Annotated in this window: 13 protein-coding genes; 12 read left to right on the top strand and 1 reads right to left on the bottom strand. The window is 59.6% G+C overall.

Annotated elements, in window-relative coordinates; all coding sequences use genetic code 11:
• Positions 1 to 171 precede the first annotated feature (171 nt).
• The 6 genes from AC0IXS_RS20135 (at position 172) to AC0IXS_RS20110 (ending at position 7,234) form a co-directional block, all read left to right on the top strand.
• Positions 172 to 675 carry a sigma-70 family RNA polymerase sigma factor gene (locus AC0IXS_RS20135; RefSeq protein WP_004886301.1) on the top strand — a complete coding sequence of 168 codons (504 nt, stop codon included), beginning with the start codon at positions 172 to 174 and terminating at the stop codon, positions 673 to 675.
• Positions 672 to 1,649 carry a FecR domain-containing protein gene (locus AC0IXS_RS20130; RefSeq protein ID WP_122668471.1) on the top strand — a complete coding sequence of 326 codons (978 nt, stop codon included), beginning with the start codon at positions 672 to 674 and terminating at the stop codon, positions 1,647 to 1,649. Before AC0IXS_RS20135 ends, AC0IXS_RS20130 begins: the two co-directional genes overlap by 4 nt.
• Positions 1,650 to 2,291: 642 nt before the next feature.
• Complete coding sequence (gene fecA, locus AC0IXS_RS20125; RefSeq protein WP_471825516.1) at positions 2,292 to 4,631, top strand: TonB-dependent Fe(3+) dicitrate receptor FecA; 2,340 nt, start codon at positions 2,292 to 2,294, stop codon at positions 4,629 to 4,631.
• A gap of 458 nt (positions 4,632 to 5,089) precedes the next feature.
• Positions 5,090 to 5,518, top strand: coding sequence for an HPF/RaiA family ribosome-associated protein (locus tag AC0IXS_RS20120; protein ID WP_004885100.1), 429 nt, complete (start codon positions 5,090 to 5,092; stop codon positions 5,516 to 5,518).
• 770 nt (positions 5,519 to 6,288) lie between these two features.
• Entirely contained in the window at positions 6,289 to 6,621 is a 333-nt protein-coding gene (locus tag AC0IXS_RS20115) for a DUF3509 domain-containing protein (protein WP_122668469.1), read from the top strand.
• A 283-nt stretch (positions 6,622 to 6,904) separates the two neighbouring features.
• Entirely contained in the window at positions 6,905 to 7,234 is a 330-nt protein-coding gene (locus AC0IXS_RS20110) for a YXWGXW repeat-containing protein (RefSeq protein ID WP_122668468.1), read from the top strand.
• A gap of 305 nt (positions 7,235 to 7,539) precedes the next feature.
• On the opposite strand, the gene AC0IXS_RS20105 is transcribed toward AC0IXS_RS20110, so the two are convergent.
• Positions 7,540 to 8,028 carry a phosphate-starvation-inducible protein PsiE gene (locus tag AC0IXS_RS20105; RefSeq protein WP_004885105.1) on the bottom strand — a complete coding sequence of 163 codons (489 nt, stop codon included), beginning with the start codon at positions 8,026 to 8,028 and terminating at the stop codon, positions 7,540 to 7,542.
• 369 nt (positions 8,029 to 8,397) lie between these two features.
• Between AC0IXS_RS20105 and AC0IXS_RS20100 the strand changes: the two genes are divergently transcribed.
• From AC0IXS_RS20100 to AC0IXS_RS20075, 6 genes are all read left to right on the top strand, one after another.
• Entirely contained in the window at positions 8,398 to 8,670 is a 273-nt protein-coding gene (locus AC0IXS_RS20100; protein ID WP_025994814.1) for a YebG family protein, read from the top strand.
• A 680-nt stretch (positions 8,671 to 9,350) separates the two neighbouring features.
• Positions 9,351 to 10,589 carry a non-hydrolyzing UDP-N-acetylglucosamine 2-epimerase gene (gene wecB, locus AC0IXS_RS20095; protein ID WP_122436510.1) on the top strand — a complete coding sequence of 413 codons (1,239 nt, stop codon included), beginning with the start codon at positions 9,351 to 9,353 and terminating at the stop codon, positions 10,587 to 10,589.
• A 140-nt stretch (positions 10,590 to 10,729) separates the two neighbouring features.
• On the top strand, positions 10,730 to 12,946 hold the full coding sequence (locus AC0IXS_RS20090) for a cellulose biosynthesis cyclic di-GMP-binding regulatory protein BcsB (RefSeq protein WP_471825513.1): 2,217 nt from the start codon (positions 10,730 to 10,732) through the stop codon (positions 12,944 to 12,946).
• 12 nt (positions 12,947 to 12,958) lie between these two features.
• On the top strand, positions 12,959 to 15,079 hold the full coding sequence (locus AC0IXS_RS20085; RefSeq protein WP_057408533.1) for a glycosyl transferase family protein: 2,121 nt from the start codon (positions 12,959 to 12,961) through the stop codon (positions 15,077 to 15,079).
• On the top strand, positions 15,076 to 17,040 hold the full coding sequence (locus AC0IXS_RS20080; protein ID WP_122690998.1) for an NfrA family protein: 1,965 nt from the start codon (positions 15,076 to 15,078) through the stop codon (positions 17,038 to 17,040). The genes AC0IXS_RS20085 and AC0IXS_RS20080 overlap by 4 nt, the downstream gene beginning before the upstream one ends.
• Positions 17,041 to 17,074: 34 nt before the next feature.
• On the top strand, positions 17,075 to 17,947 hold the full coding sequence (locus tag AC0IXS_RS20075; protein ID WP_025994809.1) for an alpha-amylase family protein: 873 nt from the start codon (positions 17,075 to 17,077) through the stop codon (positions 17,945 to 17,947).
• The last annotated feature ends 37 nt before the right edge of the window (positions 17,948 to 17,984 follow it).

Here is a 17,984-nt window from a genome sequence, read left to right as displayed (position 1 = left end):
AGCGTCTTCGTTCGGGAGATTGAACAGCGGGAAGCGGGTCATGGCTCCAGCCAAATCCTGATTCGCCTTCAAGCCGACGAATGAAGCGCAATATTAATGATAAATATTCTCATACGCAAAAGAGTCTGACAGAATCCACGTCACCCATGAATCCTCTGGATTGCTTTCGTGATGCACAGTGCCCACCCTGCTCTCACTCACACCGTCGACGGCCTGTTTCGGGCGCATAACGCCTGGCTGACGGGCTGGTTGCGGCGCAGGCTTGGCTGTCCGCACAGTGCGGCGGATCTGGCGCAGGACACATTCATCAAGGTGCTGGGCGCGCGCGACACGCAGCAGATCGTCGAGCCGCGCGCGTTCCTGACCACCATCGCCCGACGCGTGCTGTGCAATCACTACCGACGTCAGGATCTGGAACGCGCCTATTATCAGGCGCTGTCCGAACTGCCCGAGAGCGTGGCGCCGTCGGAAGAAGAGCGGGCAATCATTCTTGAAACGCTGGTGGAACTGGATCAATTGCTGGATGGCCTTCCTGGCCCGGTGAAAAGCGCGTTCCTGATGTCGCAGGTTGATGGCCTGAGCCATGGCGAAATCGCCAGCGCGTTGGGTATTTCCATCGCAACGGTCAAACGCCACCTGAACAAGGCCGCCCTGCGCTGCTACTTCGCCCTATGAACCTGAACAGCGAATCCCTGAACAAGTCCGACATCTCGCCTGCGGTTGCGCAACAGGCCGTCGGCTGGCTGTTGGAAATGCAGGAAGGTTCGTTGAATACGGGTCGTCAGAAAGCCTGGCAGCTCTGGCTCAACGGCAACGCCGAACATCAACGGGCGTGGGCGCACATCCAGCGGGTCAATCAACGCCTGGGCGGCCTGTCATCGCCACTCGCCCACGCAGCACTGGGCGCGCCTAAATCCGGCAGCCGACGTCACGCGCTCAAATTGCTGTTGTTGCTGGGCGCAGGTTCAGTCGCGGGCTGGAGCCTGCGTGACCAGATCGCGCTGCAACCCTTGCTGGCCGATTACAACAGCGGCGTGGGCGAACAGCGCAAGGTGGCCTTGAGCGACGGCAGCCAGATCCAGTTGAACACCGCCAGCGCCGTGGATGTGAAATACGATGCGCAGCAGCGACTCATTCGGCTGTTGTCGGGAGAAATCCTGATGACCGCCTCGGCCGATACCCGACCGCTGAACCTGCTGACCGCCGAGGGCTCCGTGAAGGTCACGACCGGCAGCAGTCGTTTCAACCTGCGCCAGCTCAATGGACGCACGCAACTGGCGGTGTTCGCCGGTGCGGTCGAACTGGCTCCCGGTGAGCGCTCAGGTTCGGGGCTGACCTTGCAGGCGCAGCAACAGGTCACGTTCAGCCGCAACGCCTGGGACAGCGTCCGACCTGTGGATGCCGCCAGCGGCGCCTGGGCCGACGGCATGCTGGTCGCGTCGCGCATGAAGCTGAGCGATTTTCTTGATGAACTGGGACGTTACCGCCGCGGCCGTCTTCACTGCGACGCAAAAGTGGCCAACCTGCTGATCTCCGGCAGCTACCCGCTGGCAGACAGCGAACGCATCCTCGACATGCTGGAAATCGCCCTGCCCGTGCGCATTCAGCGCTTTACCCGGTATTGGGTGAACGTGCAGGCGCGGGTTTGAACCACGGAGCGCATGATCAACCCATGCCGATCGTTCCCCACGCTCTGCGCTCATCGTTATACAGAAGTCCGCAAGACGCGCAAAACGGGGGCCGAAACGAAAGTGACTGACTGAATGCATACCCCGTGGGAGGCGGCTTGCCGGCGATGGCGTCCGTTCAGTCACTGATAGGTCGCTTCAGAAAAAGCATCGCCGGCAAGCCGCCTCCCACCGTCCGTGTTCGCAGCAAGACTTGAGCACAAGCATGGGCATGATCGGCGTGCTTGAGATCACGCTGATCGTTCCTACGCTCCGCGTGGGTATGCCTCCCAGGACGCTCCGCGTCCGCTCTCGAATGTGGCGCAGATGCTCAGACAAGCTCCAGCGTTATCCACGTCATGCGCTCGGCCCACTGAATTCGCAATCTGTGCCATGTGTGACGCGGAGCGTCACGGGAGGCATACCCACGCGGAGCGATGGGCACGATCAGTGTCGAGGCGGACTTGTGTATAACACTGAGCGCTCCGCGTTGGAATGCCTCTCAGGACACTCCGCGTCCCGGCTTAATGGCGTCGTAAATATATTTCAAAATACGTGAGCCGTTTCCAGATCCTCGCGTGACAGACAGGGAAAGCATTTCAATCTCCGGTCGAGGACTCCCGCATGTCAGCCCGCCCTACCCAACTCTCTCCGTTGGTGCGCACGTTGCGCCATGTCATTTTCGGCGCCAGCCTTTCGGTGGGCAGCCTGTCGATGGCCTATGCAGCACCCAAGGTTTACCACATCGCACCGAGCGAGCTGGAAACGGCGTTGAGTCAATTTGGTCGGGAAGCAGGCGTGCTGATTTCCTATGGTTCGCAGATCACCAGCGGCCTGAAAAGCCGTGGTCTCGAAGGTCAATACACGCCCGAGCAAGGCCTCAACGCTCTGCTTGAAGGCACGGGTCTGCAAGCTGTGGCTGATGGCAATAATGGCTTTACCGTGCAATCGGCCAGTGTCGCTGGTGCCCCCATCGAACTGGGTGTTTCAACGGTCGTCGGTGACTGGCTGGGCGAGGCGCAGCAGACCAACGTGTTCGAACATCCTGGCGCACGTGACGTGATCCGCCGCGAAGAATTCGAACGTGTCGGCGCCACCTCCGCCCGTGATGTACTGAACCGCATCCCCGGCGTCAATGCCCCGGACAACAACGGCACTGGCAGCCATGACATGGCGCTGAATTTCGGCATTCGCGGCTTGAATCCACGTCTGGCCTCACGCTCCACCGTATTGATGGACGGCATTCCGGTGCCGTTCGCACCTTACGGTCAGCCGCAGTTGTCATTCGCGCCAATCAGCATGGGCAACATGGACGCCGTGGACGTGGTGCGCGGCGGTGGCGCAGTGCGTTACGGCCCGCAGAACGTCGGCGGTATCGTCAACTTCGTGACTCGCGCCATTCCCGACGAGCCAACGCTCAAAGGCGGCATTCAGACCGAAACCAGCCCGTCTTCCAGCCATGACGGCTTCAAAACCACCGGCAACCTGCTGGCGGGCGGTACCGCTGACAATGGCCTGGGCGGCGTGATTCTGTATTCTGGCGTGCGCGGCGGCGACTGGCGCGAGCACAGTGACACACAGATCGATGACCTGATCCTCAAGGGCAAATACCAGATCGACGACGCCAACAGCCTCAACGCCATGGCCCAGTATTACGATGGCGAAGCCGAAATGCCCGGCGGCCTGAGTGTTGCGGACTACGATGCCGATCCGTATCAGTCGACTCGCCTCAAGGACAAGTTCTGGGGCCGTCGCACCATGTTCAACTTCGGCTATCGCTACGAGCAGGATGCCCGCGTCTTCACCGCCAACACCTTCTTCACCAAAACCCTGCGCAGTGGTTATCTGGACCAGGGCAGCTTTGTCTCCCTGTCGCCTCGTGAATACTGGGTACGCGGCCTGGAAACACGTTTCTCGCAAGGTTTCGCGCTGGGTGAAACCTGGCACGAAGTGGGCGTCGGCTATCGCTACGTGAACGAAGCGGGTCATGAACTGCGCTATCGCGAGCCGGTAACCGGCGACTTGCCGACCACCGCCAGCCGCAACGACCGCGACACCCGTGGATCGACCGAGGCGCACGCGTTCTACATCGATGACCGGATCGACATCGGCAACTGGACCATCACGCCCGGCATTCGCTACGAGATGATCGACACCGCGCAGAACAACAACCTGACCAACGTCAAATACCAGGGCGACTACAACACCGCGTTGCCTGCATTGAACGTGCTTTATCACCTGACCGACACCTGGAACCTGTACGCCAATACCGAAGGCTCGTTCGGCAGCGTGCAGTACAGCCAGATGCCAAACCGTGTCACCGGCGGCGAAGTGAAGCCCGAGAAAGCACGCACCTGGGAGCTGGGCACGCGCTATGACAATGGCAACCTACGCGCCGAGATCGGGGCGTTCCTGATCAACTTCGACAACCAGTACGACAGCAACCAGACCAATGACACCGTCATCGCCCGCGGCGAGACACGCCATCAGGGCATCGAGACCAGCATCAACTACGCGCTGGAAGGTCTGAGCCCGGCATTGGCGGGTTACGACGTGTACGCAACCTACGCGTTCGTGGACGCCACCATCCGCGAGGACGGCCCGAACAAGGGCAACCGCGTGCCGTTCTCCTCGAAGCACAAAGGCACGATGGGCGTCAGCTACACGGAAGGCCCGTGGAAACTGAACCTCGACAGCTCATTCCAGAGCGACCAGTTCGCCGACAACGCCAACACCTCGGCTGAAAGCGCCGACGGCAGCACCGGCCGCATTCCCGGCTACATGCTGTTCAGCACCCGAGCCGGTTACGACTTCGGCCCTCAGCTGTCCGACCTGAACGTGGCAGTCGGCGTGAAGAACATCTTCAACCGCCAGTACTACACCCGCTCGTTCGACGACAACAACCGCGGCAAATACGTCGGCGAGCCACGCACGCTGTACGTGCAAACCTCGGTTGCGTTTTGATCGCTGACTGATCGTGCCCATCGCTGATGATCGTTCCCACGCTCTGCGTGGTAACGCCGCCCAGGACGCTCCGTCCGCTCTTGAATGTGGCGCAGATGCGTGACCAAGCTCCAGCGTTATCCACGTCATGCGCTCGGCTCACTGAATCCGCAGTCTGTGCCATTTGTGACGCGGAGCGTCACGGGATGCATGCCCACGCGGAGCGATGGGCACGATCAGTGTTGAGCCGGATTTGTGTATCACCTTCCCCTCCCAGACATACCAGTAGGAAATCCATACCGTTACCGTGTGGAATTTTCGTTCAAACACTTCCTGTTTTTTTCTACTGCGAAATATTTCTTCCATATTGGGGTTGAATTGTTGGGTCATTGCCGCCAACACTGTGAATGAGCGCAAACGAAACCGCGAGTCATCGCGCAGTCCAGGCTCACACGAGCAAGCCCTAATAAGGATTAACTATGCAAATCCAGGTCAATAGCGATAATCACATCGAAAGCAGTATCCGACTGGAGGAGTGGGTTCGTACCACCGTTGAAAGCACGCTCGAACATTACGACGAATACCTGACTCGCGTGGAAGTCCATATCCGCGATGAAAACGGCGACAAGCCAGGCCCGCATGACATCAAATGCCAGATGGAAGCCCGGCCAAAAGGACACCAACCTATTTCTGTTTCCCACAAGGCCGATACGGTAGATCAGGCTGTGGATGGCGCGGCGGTAAAACTCGATCACGCCCTTGAGCATTTGTTTGGCAAGCTGCGCGGCAAGCGCGGTGCAGCGCCCATCCTGACCGAGCAGGATGAGGATTCGGTCAGCCCGGACGCGCTGCTTGAAGAGGAATTCCTGGAAAAAGAACAGGAGAAAGAAGCCGCTCGTTTGAGCTGATTCCGATTCGCTGCATGAACAGGCTTCACGAATAGACAAGAAGGGCGAATCCACAAGGGTTCGCCCTTTTTCGTGATGCCCGGCCCAAGGCGGTCAAAAGCATTTAGAAAAGATCCAGCCTGCGACTGATCGGTGCGCACCACAAACGCTCGATGCACATCTTTGTATCACCCGGAACACAGTTCACTCTGCTGCCGGGCAACGTTCAGATGCCGTCTATCGAATTTAACATCCAGTGACAAAGTCAATACCGGGCGCTGTTCCAGCCTCTCCCGCGAGCAAAAACGGTCATCGCTGACCTGGCTTCAAGCGCTAGCTGATTACCCGCAAGGCGGGCACTCTACCCTCTTCCGGCCGCAGTCCAGAGCCTCCACTGCCGCGCTTTTCGGAACACCTCCAAACGAGGTTTCCATCCCGCAAACGCGAATGTTTGTCCGAAAATGTAAAGCGTCTGAATGTCTGACAATCCATCGAACCGGATTAGAAAAAATCGCCTTTCCGACAGCATCCGTCAGTACACGAGACAGATCTGATCACGAGCCTTCAAGCATCGCCGTCGCCGAGCCGACAGTGCGCCTGCCTCCAGCGAAATTCGGTGCTGACGGTTGCAGATCCAGCGCGTCGAATCAGCCGACTCCTGAAAATGGCCCGAACCGTGCAACCCACCAATGGCGACACCCAAACCACGGCCAAGCCACTGATCGGCCGCTGAGAACCAAAAGGACTTACACCCGGTCAACTTATGCAGAACCATTGAGCAGGTAAATGATATGGACAATCCTTTTCAGATGATCACGGACACTTTCCATCCGGACTATCGGGTGAATCTGAGCATTCAAGGACTGGACGGCAGCATCATGCTGACGCTCTCCAATGAACGTGGCATCGTCGCCAAGCGCCTGATCAGCGCCGCTCAACGTAACGACCCGGAACGCCTGCGCCGCCTGATAGAAAGCGTGCAATTCGGCATTGCCATCGAACGTGGCGACAGCGCAATCAAGATCCTGGCTGCAATGACAGATGGCGCAGCCCTTCGCCAGCCAGGCGCGCCGTCCAATGACGAGTGGCAGCGAAAGCGGCCGAATCTGGCAGCCGGAATCTGATCGAACGGCATCCCTGAGATGCCATTCCGGTTTTTAAGACGTGCTTTTTCAAGCCTGCATGTAACCCATTAAACCCATGCGTTGAACCGACCCGGACTGAGCGTAACAGCCTTACGGCCCTACCGACCCAGCGCTTCCCCCCTCATCTATTCATGCGGTCATGTACCAGTTCAGCCGAAGTACAGATTCAAACTGTTACAAATATCCCTGCGCACTGACATTCAAGCAGCTCCGGCACTGGCCTCGGCTGCATTCCACCTGCGGAGCATTCCGAGGAGGCAACATGTTCTTACGTTACGGGATATTGGTTGCGACACTGGTAGTGGCATCCGGCTGCGTCGAAGAGCGAATCGTCCACGAACGACGACCGCCGACTCATGAATATGTTGAAGTGATCGCGCCTCAGCCGCCGCCCGAGCGGGTGATCGAGGTGGAGCCTGCGCCTCGTCCGGGCTATGTCTGGTCGCGTGGTTACTGGCATTGGAGTGACGGACGTTATGTACCGGTTCACGGCCACTGGGTAGCGGAACGACCTGGCTATCGCTATGTGCATCCGCATTGGGAAAGCGCGGGTGATGGATGGCATTGGCATGCCGGGGTGTGGGTCAACTGATCGGTGGCAGACTGGATATCGAGCCAACCCGCTACTTAGGCAGATCGTGCCAATGCTCTGCGTTGGCATTCTTCCCGGGGCGCTCTGCGTCGCAAATGGCACAGATTGGGGATTCAGTGAGCCGAGCGCATGACGTGGATAACGCTGGAGCTTGGCCGCGCATCTGCGCAACATTCAAGAGCGGACGCGGAGCGTCCTGGGAGGCATTCCCACGCGGAGCGTAGGAACGATCATTATCGTATTCCTCCAAGAGGACTTATGTATAACGATGAGCGCAGGAGCGCGGCAACGATCGTCAGCGTATTTCAAACATCGCCCTTTTCTTCCGTCACCGCGCCTTTTACCGGGCTGGATGAGTCGGGGATCTTGGCCGACGGGTATTTGTACGACGCATAGCGCACGACCAGAATCGCAAATGCCAGCAACAGAATGCCGCCGCACAGGTAGATGATGCCCAGATCAGGCGGATTGTGATGAGACACGTCCGAGATCAGCAGACGCGTCAACGCGGTGATCGCTACGTAGATCAGGAAACGCACCGGCATGTGGTTGGTCTTGAAATAAATTCCCGTCATCGCGCCCAGTTCGAGGTAGATAAACAGCAGCAGGATGTCATCGACCGTGACGTTGCCTTTCTCGACCATTCCCAGAAAAGCTACAACCGAAGCCCATGCCGTGATGGCACCAATGGCGAACAGTGCCAGGAAGTGAAAGCTCTCGACGCAGAGATTGCCCAGTGATTCGGCTTGCGCATGCACGCGCTGGCGCATTTTTTCTGCCCATTTGTTTCCCATGACTCTCTACCTCTGAACCTTCGTTTATCACGATCCGGACTGAATCGGATGATGCAGTGTGCGTGTGACGCGCTGTATGGCGTGCTTTTTAAAGCAGGAACAGGGCCATAGGCTATGGTTGAGAGCGCGACGGGTTGTCGCAAGGCACATCTGCGCAGGAAAAAGATGCATGAAGGCCACTATCCAGGCAGGGGTTGCCTGGCTTATGCTGAACACTGTATAAAGATACAGTAATGGCTTGTTTCACACGTAAGGCATGTGATGCGGCGACTGTCACGCCAGCCATTCAGAATCACTGTCTGTTGCACCACCCCGGTCAACGCGCACCGGGGCCAGCCCTTCCACACTGGATATGACGACGAGGCCAAAATGGCTGTTGAAACCCTTTACCGCAGTACCCGCGATCTGGAGACTACTTTCGTGGACCGTAAACTCGCCGATGCGCACGATCAAATGCTCGAGTTGGCCGAGCTTCTCACTGACGTCCTGGTCAAGAACGTACCGGGGCTTTCCGAGAAGCACGCAGAAGACGCGAGCATCTACATGGCGAAGAATCGTGCCGTTTTCGCTGCCGCATTCAAGAACAACGCCTCAGCCCTGAGCGAGCTGTCCGAACCTTCCGCTGCTGACGCTGACAGCTGATTCACATCAGGCTTGCACCTCAGAGTCCCGCGGCTTCTTCATGCGAGCTGGCCGCGGCTCATTTCTTGATACGCCACTCTATGGCGCGCATACATTCTATATTCAGGTACTACTTTGTAGAATCAATGTTACCTGACGCACCGCATACAGACCGCTCAGCTACAGCATAAGCGACCAACTTCCAGCGTCCTGACACACCGTCATTATAATCACGTCATTTTTATGAATCGTGGTATTCGCCACTGTCATTAATCAGGCGTCAGGAAAACGATACCTCCAAAAACTTTATTTAAAGCCACGACCCAACAGCCCTTATCGAGGCATTTGAAAAAGTTCAATTCCCCGCTATACAACGCCCCTCAACACCCCGCTTTTGCTGGCCGAAAGCCCCCTCCAAAAACAATCAACCCTTCACTGACCCACTTTCAAAAACAAAGTTCCACCTGATATTCCCTTTGCAAAATACTTCATAAAAAGTTTGGCATTACTAATATCATCTGCTAATAATCGTCGCAAACACGGGTATCAAGGCATAACACTACTTCACATTGAAGTGAACATCGAGTCATCCACTCCGATATCACCCGCCCGAAAAATCATACAACTCGCTGGTTACTTGAGCTGCTCACAGCCCAAGTCAACTGCTGTGCGACGCCTATTAGACGGGCGGGAGAAAATCAATGGCTACTCAGCACGCCAGAATGAAAATTCTGTCTATTTTCGGTACTCGTCCGGAGGCTATCAAGATGGCGCCCCTGGTCAGGGCCCTTGCTGCGGAACCGGGTATCGACTCGAGAATCTGCATTACCGGCCAACACCAGAGCATGCTGCAGCAGGTGCTCGATATGTTCGAGCTGAAAGCCGATTACAGCCTCGATGTGATGCGCCCCCATCAGACCCTGAATTCCCTGACCGCTGCGCTGTACGCAGCCATCGACCCGATTCTGGACGAGATGAAGCCCGACAAGGTGCTGGTCCATGGCGACACCACGTCGGCGATGGTTGCGGCCATGTCGGCGTTTCACCGGCAGATCCCGATCGGTCACGTCGAAGCGGGCTTGCGCACCGGAGATATCCGTCAGCCATGGCCGGAAGAGATGAACCGTCGCTGTATCGATCTGATTTCCGATCACCTGTTCACACCGACTGCCGAGTCTCGTCGCAATGTACTGGGCGAACGCCTCCAGGGTGTGTCCTTCGTGACCGGCAACACAGTGATCGACGCGTTGCAGATGACCGCACAGCGCATCGACTCCAATCGCCAGTTGCGCCATGCGCTCGACCGACAGTTTTCGTTTCTGGTGCCTGAGCGCAAGGTGCTGGTGGTGACAGGTCACCGCCGCGAGAACTTCGGCGACGGTTTCCTGAACATCTGCAAGGCCTTGCGCGCCCTCGCCATGCGCGACGACATACAGATCGTCTACCCGGTGCACCTGAACCCTAACGTGCTGGGACCGGTCACGGAACACTTGGGTGACATGCCCAACGTGCACCTGATCAAACCGCTGGACTACCTGTCGTTCGTGCGCCTCATGCAGCGTGCCCACGTGATCCTCACCGATTCCGGCGGCGTGCAGGAAGAAGCGCCATCGCTCGGAAAACCGGTGCTGGTGATGCGTGATGTGACCGAGCGCCCCGAGGCTGTGGCCGCAGGGACCGTGCGTCTGGTGGGCACCGAAGCCGAGGCGATCATTCAGGGCGTCAGTGCGCTGTTCGATGACGAGCAGCTTTGGCAGAACGCCTCACACGCAGCGAACCCTTATGGAGATGGCAAGGCCAGCGCGCGCATCGTCGACGTGCTGATGGGTCGTCCGATCAGCGAGTTTGTCGTCGAGTTGCCGCGTCTGCGTCCAGAACAGATCGAGATGGCGCCGCCGTCCCTGTCTCAGCCTGAACCGTTGCGCGCCATGGCTCGCTGACACAGGCGCACAGCGAAGAATCGACAAAAAACTGCACACCTTCCAAGGCACCCGGTTCAGAACGGGTGCCTACAAAAATATTCTGCGGACCCGCTTCGCACCAAGAACCAACGGCCTCGAGCCTCCAAGAGATCTGCCTGATGAAATCTTCCGTTACCGTGAACACGGGCGCGTTGAACGCCCTTGCCTGCGGGATGAGCCTGCTGGCTCTGATGCCCACCTTTGCGCTGGCTGCCGAAAGCCCGCTGACACAGGCGATCAACCGCATCACTCAGGACGCCCGCCAGGAGCGCGTGATTGAACTGCGGGAGTTGGGGATCGACCGTCCGATCATCCTCAACGCGACCGACGCGCGTCGCGAGTTGTACCTGCCGGTGCCTGCCAACGTGGCGCTGACAGATGCGACCCTGAACTTCGACGCCAGCTACCTGAACGGCGAGGCAGGTCGTAACACCTTGCTGCTGTCGCTGGATGGCTATCCGGTGCGGGCACTGGGCCTCAACGAAGAACAAGGCAATGCCAGCGCTACGCTGGGTGTGGACAAAGCTGCGCGGGAAACCGGATCGGTACGACTAGGCATTGCCTGGTCTTCGGTGATCTCGAAAACGCTTTGCGAAGATCAACGCGCCATCGGCAATGTGCTGCGCATCGATCCGCACACTCGCCTGACCTACAGCTACGACGCCAGTCAACTCCAGGATGTCGGCGCTGCGTGGAATGCGCTGCCCGGCAAACCCGGCCTGCTCGTAGCGCCCGGCACGCTGTCCAGCGCCAGCTACGATGCCGCCTGGCGTCTGGGTGTAGCGCTTGAACGTATCGGTAAACAGGCGCGGATTCTGCCGTTTCCGGCCGTTCAGGACAGCATCGACCTGAGCGGTCTGCGCGTGCCTGCCGAACTCAAGCAGATTCCTGCCTTTGCCAGCCTTGACGGTCAGGGCCAGTACACGTTGAAGAATCAGGCGGAAATCGGTGCCTTGCTGATGCTGGGCCAGACCCCGGCGCTGCAGGCCGATCTGGCCATCAACGATCCGCAACTGCTCAAGGCTATCGACGATTCGCTGAACGCCTTGCAGGAGCAAGTTCAGGGGCTCGACGCTTCGGCAGCCAACGCGCTGAGCCAATGGCGTGAACGCCAGGGCAGAACAACCCTGGCCGCAGACGCCGGTAGCGACGTCAGCCTTTCGTTGATTGGCAATCGCGCGCTGCTGATGATCAAGCCCGACTCAGCGGTCAAAGCCATCGGCCTGTTCAGTTCAGCCTGGAACAAACTGGCGCTCACTCGCCAATTGTCCATCGGCGAAGAAACCGCCATGCCGCTCAGTGAAGACGGCCGCGTGGCCTTGACCCGCCTCGGTGGTCGCCCGGGCACGGTGGACGTGCTGGCCAAGACCGACTGGAGCGCTTCGTTCCCGCTGGGCAGCGTGGCTTATGACGGTCGCGTTCCTGTGACCGCCATGATCGATGTCGCCGCAGCGCCAGGCGCATCGGGAACACCGCCGGTTGCCACGCTGTTCCTCAATGACTACCTGATCGGCGCCATGCAGCTGAATGCCGATGGCCGCAAGGAGCGCATCGAAGCGCGCATTCCTCAGTACGCGTTGGCGGCACAGAACACCCTGCGCGTGTCCTTCCAGCGCCAGCCGGTCAGCAATCAGTGCCTGGAGACGCCACAGGCGTTCCCGATCTCGGTGCTGCCGACCAGCCATGTCGTCATCGATAAGGTGACGCCTGGCGACGACTTCTCCGGCATGGCCGCACGCTTTGCCGCCAGCACTCAGGTGATGGTTCCGAAAACCTGGCTCGACCGTCCGGCTGACAGCCTGCCGCAGGTCATCCACGTGGCCAGCGCCTCAGGCGTGTCGCCACTGCGTGCGCAACTCAGTGTCAGCGACGACGTGAGTGTTGCGGTGGCCCCGGAAAAAGCATTCCTGGCCTTCGACCTGCCGATCAAGGATGGCGCCGAGTCGGTCAAGGTTGGCAACGACGGGCATTTGCTGATCAATCACAAGGAACAGAAGCTGCTCGATCTGAAGACACTCAATCACCTGGCTTCGCTGCAAGTAGTCGAGGCTGGCAACCAGCGCGGCATGGTCTATCGCACGCTGGGCGGTCAGGCGCCGAGCTTCGCCCGTCCGCTGGTGCTGGAGCGCGGCAACGCCACGCTGCTGGCTGACAGCGGTTCGCTGGTGACCTTCGATACCAAGGACCCGACCGGCAGCCAGATGATCGAAGACAATGAGCCCACCGGGCTGGACGCGTGGCGCAAGCCTTCGCTGCTGTGGCTGATCCCCGGCGCAATCGTGGTGTTTCTTCTGCTGTTGCTGGCTGGCCGTCGCGCCCGTCGCAATCGCTCGTAACGGGACGCCCCAATGACGTCGCTTTATTGGCCGTACTGGCTGGCCCATTACTACAGCGTGCTGGAAGTCGCGACCATCGTCGTCGGCCTGATCATTCTGGTGTCGAGCATCGATGACCTGATCATCGATGTCTGGTACTGGGCCAGACGCCTGTACCGCAAGTTCACCGCCGAACGCCGCTACCGGCCACTGACTGCCGAGCAGTTGATGGCCCGTGACGAACAGCCGCTGGCGATCATGGTGCCGGCGTGGCTGGAATACGACGTCATTGCGCCGATGATCGAGAACATGGTGTCTACCCTCGACTACCAGAACTACGTGGTGTTCGTCGGCACCTACATCAACGACCAGCGCACCATCGATGAAGTGGAGCGCATGCGTCGTCGCTACAAGCAGTTGCACCGCGTTGAAGTGCCTCATGACGGCCCGACCTGCAAGGCCGATTGCCTGAACTGGGTGATCCAGGCGATCTTTCTCTACGAGAAAACCCATGCCATGCAGTTCGCCGGGACCATCCTGCATGACAGCGAAGACGTGCTGCACCCGCTGGAGCTGCGCCTGTTCAACTACCTGCTACCACGCAAGGACATGATCCAGCTGCCGGTCGTGTCGCTGGAACGCAACTGGTACGAATGGGTGGCCGGCACCTATATGGATGAGTTCGCCGAATGGCACGGCAAGGATCTGGTGGTGCGTGAAAGCATGACCGATACCGTGCCGTCCGCAGGCGTGGGCACCTGTTTTTCGCGTCGGGCCTTGATGGTGCTGGCCGATGAAAACCAGAATCAGCCGTTCAACACCGAAAGCCTGACCGAGGACTACGACGTGGGCGCACGTCTGGCGAAGTACGGGATGCAGGCGATCTTCGTACGCTTCCCGGTGCAGTTTCGCGTGTTGCGCAAATCCTGGTTTCGCAAGCCGTATGAGTCGACGCTGGAAATGCCGCTGTGTGTTCGCGAGTTTTTCCCGGACACCTTTCGCACCGCGTTTCGCCAGAAGGCTCGCTGGACGCTGGGCATCGGCCTGCAAGGCTGGGAGCAGATGGGCTGGAGCGGTTCGCTTGCCAACCGCTACCTGTTGTTTCGCGACCGCAAGGGCGTGGTGACCTCGTTTATCAGCATCATTGCCTATCTCATTCTGGTGCAGTTGGTGGCGTTGATCGTGTTGCGCGCCAGCGGGCTGTGGAACACCAGTTTCCCGACGCCATTCGAAACCAATGGCCTCATCAGATACCTGCTGGTGGCCAACGGCATCGCGCTGCTCTGGCGCATGGTGCACCGCTTCTATTTCACGACGATTCTGTACGGCTGGCAGCACGGCCTGCTGTCACTGCCGCGCATGGTGGTCGGCAACTTCGTCAACTTCATGGCTGCGGCGCGGGCCTGGCGGATGTTTCTGGTGGGCAAGCTGCTCAATCGCAAGCTGGCCTGGGACAAGACCATGCACGACTTCCCGTCCACCGACCTGGTCGCCATCGCGCCGCGTCGGCTGGGCAGCGTGCTGCTGTCGTGGCAAGCCATCAACGACGAGAAACTGCAGACCGCGCTGGTCGAACAACAGACCCGCAGGCTGCCGTTGGGTCGTATTCTGTTGAGCCACGGCTGGCTGGACGATGAAACCCTGGCTGAAGCGATTGCCTTTCAGAGCGACCTGCCCCGGGTGTTCGACATCGCGAGCAAACGCGCTGCCGACTCGTCTCTCGCCGACGAATTCTGTCTGCGCTGGCGCGCCGTGCCGCTGTCTGTCGCCATTCAGGGGCGGCAGGAAATCGCCGTTGCCAGCCCGCTGACCGAAGAAGGTCTGCAACAGATCACCGAACAACTGGGTGCAGAGCCTGTGCAGTTGATCGCTCGTGAAAGCGAGATCGTCGCGCAACTGCGCCTGCTGCAAGCCGTCGGTGGTCAGCCATTGCCTGCCGCCACGCCGCTGCTGGGCGACCTGCTGATCGAGCAGGGATTGCTGGACCGCGACGTGTTCAGTAAGGCCATGCTCGGTTACAAACCGCATATCCACGGCCGGATCGGTGATTACCTGGTGGACATCGGCGTGCTGCCTCGCGAAACCATCGAGCAGGCCGTGGCACGTCAGCACGACCTTTACCGAACTGACGCACTCCCGGAGCAGCCGCTATGAAGCGCCCGTTGATTCTGTCGCTGATGACGACTGGCCTGAGCCTGTGTTCGCCGTTCAGTCAGGCCGAAATCCTGCCGCTGCCGTTGACCGGCCCTGCCTACGCCGTCGCCAACGAAGCGTATGCGGCCTACAACCGCAAGGATTACGACCTGGCCATCGCCAAGGCACACGAAGCCTTGCGTCAGCGTGAGGATGCCGATCAGTTGCGCAAGCTGATCACGCTGGCCGAGCGTGACAAGGAACGACGCGATCACCCGCAGCGCTATCCTGCCGCGCGGCCAAAACCCGGTTATCTTGAAGGCAATCTCGCCCTGCGCGCCTACGCCAACCGAGACTACGTGGGGTCGGCGCAGCATGCCCGCAAGGCCATCGGTCAGGCACCGAAGAACCTCGATTACCGCATGATGCTGATCGAAGCGCTGCAACGTCAGCAGCGCCTTGAAGAGGCTCAAGTGGCAATCGACGATGCCGTTCAGGCTGTCGGACCGCAACCGACGCTGACCCGACGTCAGCAGACGATTGAAGAGCAGCTTGCGGCCAATACGGCTGCTCGAGGTTATGCCGCATTGGCCCGGGGCGACAACGAAACAGCGTTGAGCGAAGCCCGTGATGCCGTGCGCCGCTTCCCGCAGCAAGTGGCTTATCGAAAACTGCTGGTCAGCGCGCTGATTGCCCAACAGCAATACGGCGAGGCACGTTCTGCGGCGACTGAAGCGCTGGCGCTCAATGGCAACGATGCGACCCTGCTCGTTCAGCGCGGGCAGATGCGCCAGCGACTGGGCGACAGCTCTGGAGCGCGTCAGGATTTTGCCCAGGCGCTGGCCGTCGGCAATCTGCCCCTGCGCGAACAGGCTTCGCTGTATGCCGCGATGGGGCAACCCAACGAGGCCATGCAGCGAATGCAGCAGGCCCGCGACTCGGGACAGTTGCAACCAGGTGACGAAGTGCAGCTTGCCTACCTGCTCAGCCAGGCAGGCGATGATCGCGGTGCGTTGAACGAGTTCAAGCGCGTGGACCGGCAGGTCGGGCTCAAGCCTAAGGAAGTTCAGGACGCCGCCTACACGGCCATGCGCAATTCGGATGACGCACAGGCGATTGCCTATTTCCGACGCGTGCTGGATTACCAGCAGACCGGTGATCTGCAGATGCCGGACCAGCAGGTGTTCGACACCCGCCGGGCAGTGTCCGACCTGTCCCGCGAATGGGGCGTGACCAACACCACGACTTACCGCGGTGCCAGCACTTCCAGCGGCCTGAATGGCGCGCCGAGCAGCAACAGTGACAGCGTGCAGAACAGCACCGAAGTTTTCTGGCGGCCGTTCGGCTATCGCAATGCACGCTTTGTCGAGCTGTACGGTCGCGTGACCGATACGCTGTGGAGCAAGGAAAGCAGTGCCGACACCGGCGCGGATGCCTTGCAAGGCGCGCTCGGGGTGCGGGTCAAGCCGTTCAGCAGTGTCAACGTGATCGGCGCACTGGAACGGACCTTTCCGCTTGGCAGTTCCAATATCGACGGCGACTGGCTGGTGCGGCTGGGCTACGGTTCCAGCATCGGCACCGACCTGCGGGTGGATGTGCCGAGTTGGTGGACCTCACAGCTGTACATGGAAGGCGGTCGCTATCTGCAGGACAAGCGCAATTACTTCAACAGTGAATGGCAGGTCGGCCGCAGTTTCCGCATCGACAGCATCAGTCCAAGGCTGGTGGTGTTCCCGCATGTGGTCGCCGCGGTGGACTACGACTCGAAGATGCGCAGCGAAGTCGATGCACTGGGTCGCAACCGCACCTCGTCCGATAATGCGGGCGGGCTGGGTGTCGGCACAGGCGTGCGCTACTGGTTCCGTGAGGACAAGTACAAGGCGCCGCAGTCCTATGTCGACGTCTCCGTGCAGTACCGGGAAAAGGTGTTTGGCGATGACCGCGCTCAGGGTGTGTTCGCACGCATGACATTCTCATGGTGATCGTACTGGCGCAAAGTGCAACGAGGAACAATGCTTGAAGGGTCTGATTTCGCTGTTACAGGGAAGGCCCTTGATCAAGACCTCGCTGGTGGCTCTGCTGATCGGTGCGCTCGGTATTGTGACGGGCGAATTGGGTCAGCTGTTTCCTTCCAAAGGCTCGCAGATCGTCGGTATCGTCTGGCAGCCGGACAACGCAACGGTGGACATCGAGGGAGACTGGGACAGACTTGGCGCACGGGAGCTGCTGGTGCAATGGACGGCGGTGGATAACCAGGCCTTCATTCCCGGTACAACGCTGCCCACAGTGCCAGTCCTGCCGGATTGGTCACGCATCGGCAAGGAGCCTTGGGCGCAGGATGTGATTCTCGGGTTGGCCGGGCATTTCAGCGAAAACCAGTCGCGGGACAATATCGAGCAACTGGCGGTCCTGTCGGCGCAACTGGCCAAGGTCAAGACGCCACTCAATATCACCGGGTGGTATTTCCCCGCCGAGGTCGATCCAAGCTGGAGCCGCGCCAAAGAACTGCCCGCGCTGCTGGCAAAGCTGCCAAGGCCGTTATGGATCAGCGTCTACGATGGCGCCAACATTGGCCCTGCCGCGACCGCCGACTGGCTGAAAACCTGGCTGCCGGATGACATCGGCGTGTTCTTTCAGGACGGCGTGGGTGTATACGCCCGCACCGCCCCGGTCGCCCGCACCTATGCCGATGCCTTGCGCACACGGCTGGGCAAGAACCGAGTCAGGATCATCGTCGAAGCGTTTCGCCCGCAGGTCGGCGGCGGTTTCCGCTCGGCGACGGCTGCCGAGTTGAAGCCACAGCTCGCCGCTTATGACGGCTACCCCTTGTACCTGTTCGACGGCCCGCATTACGTAACGCCTGCGCTGGTCAAGGCACTGAGAAAATAGCCTCCAATCCCCTGCGTTTTCGTCTCAGGTGAGCGAA

The sequence above is a fragment of the Pseudomonas sp. AC016 genome (assembly GCF_979253365.1).
The sequence above is the reverse complement of the archived record's forward strand: the minus strand, read 5'-3'. Positions and strand labels throughout refer to the sequence as shown.

What these genes read in the sequence shown, in the direction of transcription:
- AC0IXS_RS20135 (WP_004886301.1), top strand. Translation starts at nt 172, where the DNA reads ATGCACAGTGCCCACCCTGCTCTCACTCACACCGTCGACGGCCTGTTT.
- AC0IXS_RS20130 (WP_122668471.1), top strand. Translation starts at nt 672, where the DNA reads ATGAACCTGAACAGCGAATCCCTGAACAAGTCCGACATCTCGCCTGCG.
- fecA (WP_471825516.1), top strand. Translation starts at nt 2,292, where the DNA reads ATGTCAGCCCGCCCTACCCAACTCTCTCCGTTGGTGCGCACGTTGCGC.
- AC0IXS_RS20120 (WP_004885100.1), top strand. Translation starts at nt 5,090, where the DNA reads ATGCAAATCCAGGTCAATAGCGATAATCACATCGAAAGCAGTATCCGA.
- AC0IXS_RS20115 (WP_122668469.1), top strand. Translation starts at nt 6,289, where the DNA reads ATGGACAATCCTTTTCAGATGATCACGGACACTTTCCATCCGGACTAT.
- AC0IXS_RS20110 (WP_122668468.1), top strand. Translation starts at nt 6,905, where the DNA reads ATGTTCTTACGTTACGGGATATTGGTTGCGACACTGGTAGTGGCATCC.
- AC0IXS_RS20105 (WP_004885105.1), bottom strand. Translation starts at nt 8,028, where the DNA reads ATGGGAAACAAATGGGCAGAAAAAATGCGCCAGCGCGTGCATGCGCAA.
- AC0IXS_RS20100 (WP_025994814.1), top strand. Translation starts at nt 8,398, where the DNA reads ATGGCTGTTGAAACCCTTTACCGCAGTACCCGCGATCTGGAGACTACT.
- wecB (WP_122436510.1), top strand. Translation starts at nt 9,351, where the DNA reads ATGGCTACTCAGCACGCCAGAATGAAAATTCTGTCTATTTTCGGTACT.
- AC0IXS_RS20090 (WP_471825513.1), top strand. Translation starts at nt 10,730, where the DNA reads ATGAAATCTTCCGTTACCGTGAACACGGGCGCGTTGAACGCCCTTGCC.
- AC0IXS_RS20085 (WP_057408533.1), top strand. Translation starts at nt 12,959, where the DNA reads ATGACGTCGCTTTATTGGCCGTACTGGCTGGCCCATTACTACAGCGTG.
- AC0IXS_RS20080 (WP_122690998.1), top strand. Translation starts at nt 15,076, where the DNA reads ATGAAGCGCCCGTTGATTCTGTCGCTGATGACGACTGGCCTGAGCCTG.